Origin of the sequence: Citreimonas sp., assembly GCF_042096055.1 — a bacterium.
Lineage (GTDB): Bacteria > Pseudomonadota > Alphaproteobacteria > Rhodobacterales > Rhodobacteraceae > Citreimonas.
Map to the genome: position 1 here is coordinate 1 of NZ_JBELMH010000038.1, position 10,869 is coordinate 10,869.

The window sequence follows — 10,869 nt, forward strand, 5'->3', positions numbered from 1 at the left end:
ACCTACCGACGGCGGTTCTGATCGGCGCGTTTCTGGCCGCCAGCGGCGTCATCTTTTTCTCGGGCATGCGCATGACCGGCCTCGCCGACCGGCTGGCCGACCGCACCGGCCTGGGCGAGGCGCTCATCGGCGGCGTGCTGCTGGGCGCGGCCACGTCGCTGGGCGGGATCATCGTGTCGGTCACCGCGTCGCTGGACGGACGCGCGTCGCTCGCCTTCTCGAACAGCGTGGGCGGGATCGCGGCGCAGACCCTGTTCCTGGCGGTCGCCGACATGTTCTACCGCAAGATCAACCTCGAACACGCGGCGGCAGACTTGGGCAACGTGTTCCAGGGCATCGTGCTGATGGTCCTGCTGACCCTGCCCTTCCTCGCCATGTCGTCGCCCGAGTTCACGATCTGGGCGATCCACCCGATCTCGTTCGTGATCCCGCTGGTCTATGCCGGCGGGCTCTTCGCGCAACGGGCGGTTCAGGATCACCCGATGTGGGAGCCCGTCGACACCAAGGACACCAAGGAGGACGAGCCCGACGAGGAGGACGAGGAGAGCCGCTCGCAGAGCACGCTGCGCCTGTTCGTGGTCTTCGGCGCACTGATGCTGCTGATGGGCACGGCCGGCTACGTGATCGCCAAGACGGCCTCGACGCTCGCGGACCGGATGGAGATTTCGGGCTCGCTGGTCGGCGCGCTCGCTACCGCGGTGGTGACGTCGATGCCCGAGCTCGTGACCACCGTCGCCGCCGTGCGCAGGGGCGCCCTGCAGCTTGCCGTGGGCGGGATCATCGGGGGCAACACCTTCGACACGCTGTTCCTGGTGGCCTCGGACATCTCGTACCGCGAAGGCTCGCTCTACCACGCGGTCGGGGACGCGGACCTCTACTGGATCGCGACGGCGCTGGTGATGACGGGCGTGCTGATCGGCGGGCTGATCATGCGGCAGCGGCAGGGGCCGGGCAAGATCGGCTCGGAGAGTATCCTGCTGCTGGGGATCTATGCCGCGGCCGTGGCGGTGCAATTCCTGGCCGGCGGCTGATCTGGCAGCCCGACCCGCACCACGACGATTGACCCGGTGCGCCGCCGGACCTATGCGACTGCATTGCAGCAAAAGGCTGATCCCATGGCCGAAACGACGCGCGGCAAGCGCATCAACCTCGCACTTCAGGGCGGCGGGTCGCACGGCGCGCTGACCTGGGGCGTGCTCGACCGCCTGCTGGAAGACGACCGCCTGACTATTGCCGACATCAGCGGTACCAGCGCCGGCGCGATGAACGCCGTCGTCTTGGCCGACGGCTTCGAACGCGGGGGCCGCGACGGCGCACGCGCGGCCTTGCGCGAGTTCTGGAAGGCCGTCAGCGATGCCGCCCGCTTCTCCCCGATCCAGCGCAGCCCGTGGGACCGCGCCGCCGGCAACTTCAGCCTGGACCTATCGCCGGGCTACCTGTTGGCCGAAGGGATCACGCGGCTGTTCTCGCCTTACGAACTCAACCCGCTGGGGGTCGATCCGTTGCGCATGATCCTCGACGCGCAGGTCGATTTCACAAACGTGAACCGTTGCCGCGACATCGCCGTGTACGTGACCGCGACCCATGTGCGCACGGGGCGGGCCAGGATCTTCTCGCGCGGCGAGGTCACGGCGGATGCGGTCATGGCATCGGCCTGCCTGCCCCAGATCAGCCGCGCGGTCGAGATCGATGGCGAGGATTACTGGGACGGCGGCTACAGCGCCAACCCGGCGCTGCTGCCCCTGGTGACGAGCCGGGCCAGCTCCGACATCGTGATCGTGCAGATCAACCCGGTGGTGCGCCACGAAACCCCGCGCAGCGCCCGCGAGATCATCAATCGCGTCAACGAGATCAGCTTCAACACGGCGCTGATCAAGGAATTGCGCGCGATCCACCTGATGCAGCAGCTGATCGACGGGCGTGATCTCGACCTCGGACCGGCCGGGCGGACCTACCTGCACCTGATCCACACCGATGCCGAGGTGCAGGACCTGTCGGCCTCGAGCAAGCTGAACGCCGAATGGGATTATCTCAGCCTGTTGTTCGAGCGCGGCCGCGGCTGGGCCGAGGCGTGGCTTGATGTGAACTACGATGCGCTGGGAAGCCACTCGTCGCTGGATCTGGACGCGTGGTTTTCCGATCCCACCTCGGCAGTACCCAAGGCCTGATAGCGCGGCGCCTACCCGCGCGACCCGACGGCCCGCGCCAGACCGTCCACAGCGTCGGCGGCGTCATCCCCGGCCCAGGCGACGAAGTTGTCCGGCCGGACCAGCACGTAGCGCGCCGTACGGTCCCGCCTCGGCCTGGCCAACCACGTGTCGACGGCGCCCACCAACGAGGGCACGCTCACATGCTCGAACTGGTCGGCGGTCAGGCCGGCCGTCGCGAAAATCGGTGCTGGACCTTCGCGTGGCGCTGTCGGACAAGCACTGAATGCTGTGGACCTTCCTCGCCCTTCTGCTCGGCGGCATCCTCAAGGGCGCCACCGGCGCCGGCGCGCCGATCATCGCCGTGCCCGTGATGGCGATCCTCGTGAACGTGCCGTTCGCGATCGCCATCCTGTCCGTGCCGAACCTCGTCTCGAACCTCTGGCAGGGCTGGCAGCACCGGGCGGATCACCTCGATCTTCGTTTCACGGTGAAGTTCGCGCTGGCCGGTGCCTTCGGCGCCGCCCTGGGGACCTACATGCTGGCGAACCTGCCGGACGAGGCGTTGCTGGTCGGCGTCGCGATTTCGGTCTTCGCCTATATCGCATTCCGCCTGGCGCGTCCGCACTGGGTACTGCCCTTCGCTGCGGCGCAGCGGCTTGCGCTGCCGGTGGGCACGGTCGCAGGCATGCTGCAGGGCGCGGCCGGAGTATCGGCCCCGGTGTCGATCACCTTCCTGAATGCGCTGCGCACGGATCGAAGCGCCTTCGTCGCGACGATCTCGGCCTTCTTCGCGGCGATGGCGGTCGTGCAGATCCCCCTGCTCACGCTCTACGGCTTCCTGACGTGGGAGCGGTTCCTGTGGTCCTGCGTGGCAATCGTGCCGCTGGCCGCCGGGATGCCGATCGGGGCGGCGCTGGCGCGACGCATCTCGAAGGAGATCTTCGACAAGGTGATCCTGGCGCTGCTGGCCCTCGTCGCGCTGCGACTGCTGTCCGACGCGGTGCTGTGAGGCGAGGGGCGGCCGCTCAGCTCCGGGCCCACTCCGCCAGCTTGCGCAGTGCGAATTCGTAGCCACGGATGCCGAAGCCCTCGATCTTGGCGGAGGCGGCCTTCGAGACATAGGACAGGTGCCGGAACTCGTCGCGCCTGAACAACGGCGAGATGTGCACCTCGATCACCGGACGGTCGTAGATCAGCAGGCTGTCGAGGATCGCGATCGAGGTCGAGGTGAACCCGGCCGGATTGATCAGAAGGCCCGCGGTCGTGCCGCGGCCCTGCTTGATCCACTTCATGATCTCGGCCTCGCAGTCGCTTTGCCGGAAATCGACCGCGATGCCCTCGTCCTCGGCGACGCGCAGGCACAGGTCGCGTACGTCATCCAGCGTGTCGTGGCCATAGACCTCGGGCTGGCGGGTGCCCAGCATGTCCAGGTTCGGCCCGTTGATGATCAGGATATTGTCGGTCATGCGCTCATCCGTTGTAGCCGTAGAGGCGCGGCAGCCAGAGGACGATCTCGGGCACGAAGGTGATCAGCCCCAGACCGGCGATCATGATCGCGAGGAACGGCAGCAGGTGGCGGATCGTCTCGCGGATCGGGGATTTCGTGATCGAGGTGACGACGAACAGCAGCAGGCCGTAGGGCGGCGTGGCCAGACCGATCATCGTGTTGACCACCACGATCACGCCGAAATGCACCGGATCGACGCCCAGCGCGACGGCCGTGGGCAGGAAGATCGGCACGATCACCAGCAGGATCGCGTTCGCCTCGAGAAGGCAGCCCAGCAGCAGCAGGATCGCGTTGACCAGCAGCAGGAAGGTGATGCGGTTCAACTCGGTATCGGCCAGCGCGCCCTGGATGACGTTCGGCACCTGCTCGATCGTCACGACGTAGTTGAACGCCAGCGCGCCAGCGATCAGGAAGCCGACCGCGGCCGTGGACTTGGCGCTCTGGCGCACGGTCTCGTAGGCCATGCGGAGCGAAACCGACCGGTAGAACACCGTCGAGACGAGGAAGGCGTAGAGCGCGGCCAGCGCCGCGGCCTCGGTCGGTGTGGTGACGCCGCCGTAGATGCCGACCAGCAGGATCACCGGCATCAGCAGGGCCGGCACCGCGCGCAGCGTGACGCGCGGCAGGTCGCGCAGCGGCACGGCCTCTTCGACAGGATAGTCGTTGATGCGGGCCAGCCAGGCGTTCATCGCCATCAGCAGCACGCCCAGCACCAGGCCCGGCCCGACGCCGCCGAGGAACAGGAAGCCGATCGAGGTGTCGGACACCAGCGCGTAGAGCACCATCGGGATCGACGGCGGGATGATCGGGCCGATGATGGCCGACGCGGCCGTGATCGCGCCCGCATAGGCGCCCGGATAGCGGCCGTCCTTGGTCATCAGGTTGATGATGATCCGCCCCATGCCGACCGCATCCGCGATGGCCGACCCCGACATCCCCGAGAAGATCAGCGACGAGACCACGTTGACGTGGCCCAACCCGCCGCGAAACCGGCCCACGAGGGCGCGGCAGAAATCCAGCAGCCGGTCCGACAGCGAGCCGACGTTCATCAGGTCGGCGGCGAAGATGAACAGCGGGATCGCCAGCAGCACGTAGGACCCGTAGAGCCCGGTCAGCATCTGCTCGAACGCGATCGACATGTCCTGCCCCTGCAGCAGCAGGTAGAACACGGACGAGGCCAGCATCGCATGCCCGATGGGCAGGCCGATGATGGCGCTGAAGACGATGGCCGCGACGGCGGCGCCGAACTCCCAGCTCATTCCGAGAAATCCTTGCGGCCGATGTCCTCTGCGGTGGTCAGGCCGGTGTCGCGGCCCGTGGCGGCGTTCCGGAAAATCCAGACGTAGCGCAGGATCGACACGACCGAGAAGACCAGCGCGATCGAGTAGACCCAGTTGAACCCGATATCGAGATACGCGGTCTCCTGGATCTTCATGAAGGTGACGAAGTCCCACAGCGCGGGCAGCGACCAGGCGTAGATGCCCACCAGCAGCACCGAGAAGATCATGCGGAACCAGCGCCGCGTCTCGGGGCGGACGCTGCCGTAGACGATGTCGAAGCGGATCTCGTCGCCCTCCTCGGCCGAGACCGACTGTCCCCAGAGCAGGATCCACAGCCAGGCGATCACGCAGACCTCGACCGTCCAGCCCACCGGGCTGTCGATCACGTAGCGCATGAAGACCTGGATGATGAAGCACAGGAACATCGTGGCCAGCAGCAGCGCGGGCACGGCGTCGGCAAGGGCGCGCAGCCGCCTGACGAGAGGGGACGAGTGGCTCATGGTCGGGATCCGCAGGCCGGACCCGCACGACGCGCGGGCCCGGCCGTTCTGAGGGTGGACTTACTCGGCGACGGCGTTGATCCGGTCGAGCATGCCCTCGGGCCAACTCGCCGCGAAGTCGGATTCCAGGTACTTCTGCTGGGCGTATTCGCGGAAGGCCTCGCGGTCGGGCTCGTAGACCCGCAGCCCCTCGTCCTTGAAGAACTGCACCAGCTCGGCCTCGCGGTCGAGGTGGCGCTGCGTCGAGGTGTCGATCGCGGCATCGACCGCAGCCTGCAGCGTCTCCTGCTGTTCCGGCGTGAAGCCGTTCCAAAGCTCGGCGCTGATCGCCAGCACGTCGAAGCCGACCAGGTGACCGGTCATGACGATCTGGCTGGTGACCTCGTAGAACTTCATGTTGTAGTCGTTGGGCAGCGGGTTGTCCTGGCCGTCGATGGCGCCGGTCTGCAGCGCGGTGTAGACCTCGGAATAGGCCAGCGGAGTCGGATTCGCGCCGATCGCCTCGCCCAGGAACTGCCAGGCGTCGCCGCCGGGCATGCGCATGGTGATGCCGTTCAGGTCCTCTGGCGTCATCACCTCGATCTCGGGGGCGAGGTTGACCTGCCGCGTGCCGAAATAGACCGGAGCGAGGACGTGGATGCCGGCCTCTTCGGCCATGTCCACCAGCTCCTGGCCGACGTCGCTGTCGAACGTGGCCTTTAGGTGGTCGGCGTCGTCGAACAGGTAGGCCGAGGTCAGGATCGACCATTCGGGAATCTGCTCGGCGATGGTCTGCGGCGCGATCAGGCCCATCTCGAGGTTGCCGCGCTGGATGGCGGTCATCTCGGAACCTTGGGCGACCAGCGTCGCGCCGTTGAAGACCTGCATGTCGAACGTGTCCGACACGGCCTCGGCGATCTCGGCGAAGGCCTCGGCGCGGATGTCGCTTTCGGACACGACCGAGGACAGGCGCAGCGTCGGCTTGTCCTGCGCGACGGCCACGGCCGGCGCGGTCAGGGCCGTCGTCACGGCGATTGCGGCCGCGATTGCGGCCCGGCGGGTCATCTGTGTCATAGGTTTCCTCCCTTTGACGGTGTCACCGGATGCCTCCGGCGGTTGACGAAGCTCTCTTGGCAGAAAGCAAGGCGTTTCTCTGTTCGACGGGCGCGTCCGCGGCTTCCTCTCTCGCTGGTCTCCCTCAATCCGCGCCCAAGCGGCGGAACGTCTCGCGCATCCTGTCGGGGTCGGCGGGGCGACCGGTGAACAGCTCGAAGGCCCGCACGGCCTGGAACAGCGCCATGCCCTCGCCGCTGAGCGTGCGGCAGCCGCGGGCGCGCGCCTCGCGCAGCAGCGCGGTCTCGAGCGGGAAATAGACGATGTCGGCGACCCAGTGCCGCGCCCCAAGCAGATCCGGGTCGATGGGCGTGCCGGGCAGCTTGGCCATGCCGACGGGCGTCGCGTTGACGATGCCGTCGGCACGCCGCGCCGCGTCGGCAAGGTCGCTCACCGCCCCGGCGCGTGCACCCACGGATGCGGCAAGCTTGGCCGCGGCCTCCGCGCGGGTGTCGGCGATCAGAAGGCGGCCGACCTCCATGTCGGCAAGCGCATGCGCCAGCGCCGCGCCGGCCCCGCCCGCGCCGACCAGCAGGACGGTACCCATAGTCGCGTCGGGCAAGCCCCGGCGCAGGCTTTCGGAGAAGCCCCAGAAATCGGTGTTGTGGCCGTATCGGCGCCCGTCGCGGAAGACGATCGTGTTCACCGCGCCGATCCGACGCGCCGCGTCGGACAGCTGATGAAGGTGCGGGATCACCGCCTGCTTGTAGGGAAAGGTCACGTTGAGCCCGGCATAGCCGGCGGCCTCGGCGCGGTCGAGGATTTCGGGCAGCGGCCCCAAGGTCCCGGCATCGGTGTCCAGAAGGTCGTAGCGGCAACTCAGCCCTTGGGCGGCGGCCTCGGCCTCGTGCATCGCCGGCGTGCGCGATCGTGCGATTCCATTGCCGACCAGCCCCATGCGCAGCGCGGCAGACGCGGAATCCGCACTGTCATGTGCCTTCGCGACGCTCATCCTTGCAGTCTCCTCCCCTGCTCCTTTCGCGAAAATGTTCTGCACGGTACAATTAGTCAAGCGAAATGTACCGCATGGACCATTTGAAATGTTCGGCCGGTCGGGTAGAGGAACGGGATGACGATGACGGCGGACTCAGAACGGCGCAGCTGGACCCAGAATCCCGACGCGGTGAAGCGCGACATCCTGACCGTGGCGGTGTCCGAGTTCGCCGCGAACGGGCTGTCGGGCACGCGGGTGGACACAATCGCCTCGCGCACGCGCACGTCCAAGCGCATGATCTACTACTATTTCGGCGACAAGCTGGGCCTCTATACCCGCGCGCTCGAGGCGGCATACCTCAAGGTGCGCGAGGGCGAGGCCAAGCTGGACCTCGACCACCTTCCGCCCAAGGCGGCGCTGGCGCGTCTCGTCTCCTTCACCTTCGACCACCACCGGAACAACCCCGACTTCATCCGGATGGTGATGATCGAGAACATCCACAACGCCGAGCACCTCGCCGCATCGCAGGCCATCCGCGACATGAATGTCGCCGCCATCGACAAGCTGGCCCGGATCTGCCGCCGCGGCGAGGACGAGGGCGTCTTCCGCGCCGGCATGGACCCGCTCGCGCTGCACTGGCAAATCAGCGCGATAAGCTTCTTCAACGTTTCGAACCGCCCGACCTTCTCGGCGATCTTCGGCACCGACCTGTTCGAGGACGAGGCACAGGCGCACCTCCGGCAGCAGACGGTCGAGACGATCCTCGCCATGGTGGCCGCACCCCCGCCTTAGCGCCAGGGGTTCGCATGCGCGGCCACGACGTAACCGGCGGCGACCGTTATCCCTCAAGATTCGGTGCGGGACGTGCTCGCGCGCGGGACCAGCCGGTAGCCCAGATCGACGATGTCGGGGCCCGTGTCGGCCTGATCGATATGTGCGAGGAGCTTTTCCAGCGCCATCCGCCCCATCTCGCGGCGGAAGGTCCGCACGCTGGTCAAGGACGGGTGGGCCGCCGACATGACCTCTAGGTCGTTGAAGCCGCAGATCCCGAAATCGATGCCGATCCGGATGCCGCGCCGCAACGCCTCGAACTGCACGCCCAGCGCGAGGTCGTCGTTGTTGCAGAACACCGCGTCGGTGTCGGGCGCCTGTTCCAGCAGCCGGTTCAGAAGCTCGCCGCCCAGCCGGAAGGTCGACGGAGAGCCCGTCGTGACCGCGCGCCCGGCGGGCGACTGCCCGGCCTTCGACAGAGCCGACTGGAACCCTTCGAGGCGGCGCTTCGACCGGGGGTCCATCCGCGCACCGATGAAGCCCGGGGCGCGATAGCCCTGCGCGAACAGATGCTCGGTCGCCGCCTGCGCCGCGTCGTGGTGGGAAAAGCCGACCAGCATGTGCACCGGATCGTCGTCCATCTCCATGATCTGGACGACGGGGCACTGCGCCGTCTCCAGCATCCGGCGCGATTCGGGCGACTGGTCGATCCCGGCGACGACCAGCCCGGCCGGCCGCTGGCTGAGAAAGACTCGCAGCAGTTCTTCCTCGGTTTCGGGGTTGTAGCGCGTGTTGCCGAGCTGGACGTTGAACGGTGCGTCCCCGACCGCGTCGTAGAGGCCGCTGAGCACGTCCGAGAACACGCTGTTCGTCACCGACGGAATCAGGATGCCGATCACGTTGCTGCGCTGCGAGACCAGTGCCCGCGCGGCCGGGTTCGGCACGTAGCCAAGCTCGCGCGCGGTCGTGACGATGCGGGTGCGCAGCGCCTCGGACACCATCTCGGGCCGGCTGAGGGCCCGGCTGACGGTGATCGTCGACGTGCCGACACGCTCGGCCACGTCGGCCAAGGTCGTGCGGCGGGCCTGGTTCCTGCTCGTCGGAGCCCCACGATTGTTCATGTCCGAGATATCCTTGACACCTGATAACGTTGTCAATAGCGTCGCATATCAATGATAACGTTGTCATCAAAGATGATGGCGGCGGATCGGGAGGGGTAACATGCGTCACGTGCTGGTCATGGGCATCTGCGGAACGGGCAAGTCGTCCGTCGCGTCGCGGCTGGCAGACCGGACGGGACGCGTCTTCGTCGAGGCGGACCAGTATCATTCGGCCGACGCGATCGCGCGCATGGCGCGGGGCGAGGCGCTGACGGACCGCGACCGGTGGGACTGGCTCGACCGCGTGGCCGACGCCGCGCTGGCGACCGGTGCGCCGACCGTCGTCGCCTGCTCGGCCCTCAAGGAGGTGTACCGTCAGCGGCTGACGGACCGGCTGGGCGCGATGGACGTCGTGCACCTGTCGGGCGAACGCGCCATCGTGACCGAACGCATGAGCGCCCGGTCCGGCCATTACATGCCCGTCAGCCTCATCGACAGCCAGCTTGCCGATCTTCAGCCCCCCGCGGGGGCCGACACCCTCACGCTCGACATCGATCAACCGCTCGAGGCGATCGTCGCCGAGGCCGAGGCTTTCGTTAACCGGGCGCGCTTTCGGGCGTGACCCATACCAGGTCAAGGGAGGACCACATGACCAAGTTCACCATCACCGCCCTGCTCGCCATGAGCACCGCCACCGGCGTGTTCGCGCAGGACATGACCCTGCGCTTCCAGTCGTCGGACCCGGCGGGCAACCCGAACTTCCAGCTGCAGAAGCAGTGGGCCGAAAGCGTGTCCGAGAAGACCGGCGGCGAGATCGCGGTCGAGATGCTGCCCGTCGAGTCCATCGTCGCGCACAACGAGACGCAGGACGCCATCGCGGCCGGTATCCTAGACGGCCACGTGACGGACACCTCGTACTTCGCGGGCAAGGACCCGGCCTTCGGCCTGATCGCCAACCCCGTCGGCGCCTATTCCGACCCGCAGGAAATGCTGGACTTCATGGCCGAGGGCGGCGGCAAGGAGCTGATGAACGAACTGCTGAACCCCTACGGTCTGCAATTCATCGGCGCGACCACGCCGGGCCTCGAGGCGTTCGTGTCCAAGGTCCCGCTTGAAGGCGTCGACGACCTTCAGGGGCTCAAGCTGCGCGCGCCGGAAGGCCTTGTGCAGCAGGTGTTCGCGGCCGCGGGCGCATCGCCCGTGAACCTGCCGGGGTCCGAAGTGTTTACCTCGCTCGACAAGGGCGTGATCGACGCGGCCGACTACACCGTGTTCTCGACCAACCAGGCGCAGGGCATGCACGATGTCGCCCCGCATCCGGTCTACCCCGGCTTCCACTCGATGCCGCTGGTCGAGATCTCGATGAACAAGGACAAGTGGGACAGCCTGACCGACGAGCAGCGCGCCGCGCTGGAAGAATCGGTGACCGAGTTCGCCCAGATGCAGATTCAGACGCTGAAGGAGGCCGATCAGGCCGCCGTCGAGGAGGCGCGCGCCGCAGGCGACATCACCATCCACGACTGGTCGGCCGAAGA

The 10,869-nt window shown here is 67.4% G+C and carries 13 protein-coding genes; 6 read left to right on the top strand and 7 right to left on the bottom strand.

Features of this window, described 5'->3' with window-relative positions:
• Both ACFDTC_RS10105 and ACFDTC_RS10110 read left to right on the top strand, forming a co-directional pair.
• On the top strand, positions 1-1,031 hold a 1,031-nt coding region (locus ACFDTC_RS10105; RefSeq protein WP_375258754.1), incomplete at its 5' end, for a sodium:calcium antiporter.
• Between the two features lie 84 nt (positions 1,032-1,115).
• Positions 1,116-2,168, top strand: coding sequence for a patatin-like phospholipase family protein (locus ACFDTC_RS10110; protein ID WP_375258755.1), 1,053 nt, complete (start codon positions 1,116-1,118; stop codon positions 2,166-2,168).
• Between the two features lie 11 nt (positions 2,169-2,179).
• Here the strand turns inward: ACFDTC_RS10110 and ACFDTC_RS10115 are convergent, their stop codons facing one another.
• A complete protein-coding gene (locus tag ACFDTC_RS10115) occupies positions 2,180-2,350 on the bottom strand; it encodes a hypothetical protein (protein WP_375258756.1) in 171 nt (56 codons plus the stop codon).
• An 83-nt stretch (positions 2,351-2,433) separates the two neighbouring features.
• On the opposite strand from ACFDTC_RS10115, the gene ACFDTC_RS10120 reads away from it, so the two are divergent.
• Entirely contained in the window at positions 2,434-3,159 is a 726-nt protein-coding gene (locus ACFDTC_RS10120; RefSeq protein ID WP_375258757.1) for a sulfite exporter TauE/SafE family protein, read from the top strand.
• A 16-nt stretch (positions 3,160-3,175) separates the two neighbouring features.
• Here ACFDTC_RS10120 and ACFDTC_RS10125 read toward each other — a convergent pair whose 3' ends face one another.
• The 5 genes from ACFDTC_RS10125 to ACFDTC_RS10145 all read right to left on the bottom strand — a co-directional run bounded on the left by ACFDTC_RS10125 (position 3,176) and on the right by ACFDTC_RS10145 (position 7,481).
• Positions 3,176-3,616, bottom strand: coding sequence for a type II 3-dehydroquinate dehydratase (locus ACFDTC_RS10125; RefSeq protein WP_375258758.1), 441 nt, complete (start codon positions 3,614-3,616; stop codon positions 3,176-3,178).
• Positions 3,617-3,620: 4 nt separating this feature from the next.
• Positions 3,621-4,916, bottom strand: coding sequence for a TRAP transporter large permease (locus tag ACFDTC_RS10130; protein WP_375258759.1), 1,296 nt, complete (start codon positions 4,914-4,916; stop codon positions 3,621-3,623).
• The gene (locus ACFDTC_RS10135; RefSeq protein ID WP_375258760.1) at positions 4,913-5,437 is read right to left on the bottom strand and encodes a TRAP transporter small permease; all 525 of its coding nucleotides are present in this window, start codon (positions 5,435-5,437) and stop codon (positions 4,913-4,915) included. The genes ACFDTC_RS10130 and ACFDTC_RS10135 overlap by 4 nt, the downstream gene beginning before the upstream one ends.
• 60 nt (positions 5,438-5,497) lie before the next feature.
• Positions 5,498-6,490 (bottom strand): TRAP transporter substrate-binding protein DctP, encoded by a 993-nt coding sequence (gene dctP, locus ACFDTC_RS10140; protein ID WP_375258761.1) that lies wholly within the window; start codon positions 6,488-6,490, stop codon positions 5,498-5,500.
• A 124-nt stretch (positions 6,491-6,614) separates the two neighbouring features.
• Positions 6,615-7,481: a shikimate dehydrogenase gene (locus tag ACFDTC_RS10145; RefSeq protein ID WP_375258762.1), complete on the bottom strand. Its 867-nt coding sequence runs from the start codon at positions 7,479-7,481 to the stop codon at positions 6,615-6,617.
• A gap of 123 nt (positions 7,482-7,604) precedes the next feature.
• Between ACFDTC_RS10145 and ACFDTC_RS10150 the strand changes: the two genes are divergently transcribed.
• A complete protein-coding gene (locus ACFDTC_RS10150) occupies positions 7,605-8,255 on the top strand; it encodes a TetR/AcrR family transcriptional regulator (RefSeq protein WP_375258763.1) in 651 nt (216 codons plus the stop codon).
• A gap of 53 nt (positions 8,256-8,308) precedes the next feature.
• On the opposite strand, the gene ACFDTC_RS10155 is transcribed toward ACFDTC_RS10150, so the two are convergent.
• Positions 8,309-9,355 (bottom strand): LacI family DNA-binding transcriptional regulator, encoded by a 1,047-nt coding sequence (locus ACFDTC_RS10155; protein WP_375258764.1) that lies wholly within the window; start codon positions 9,353-9,355, stop codon positions 8,309-8,311.
• A gap of 100 nt (positions 9,356-9,455) precedes the next feature.
• On the opposite strand from ACFDTC_RS10155, the gene ACFDTC_RS10160 reads away from it, so the two are divergent.
• Positions 9,456-9,956: a gluconokinase gene (locus ACFDTC_RS10160; RefSeq protein ID WP_375258765.1), complete on the top strand. Its 501-nt coding sequence runs from the start codon at positions 9,456-9,458 to the stop codon at positions 9,954-9,956.
• A 26-nt stretch (positions 9,957-9,982) separates the two neighbouring features.
• Positions 9,983-10,869 (top strand): TRAP transporter substrate-binding protein (locus ACFDTC_RS10165; protein ID WP_375258766.1); only part of this gene is annotated, 887 nt, incomplete at its 3' end.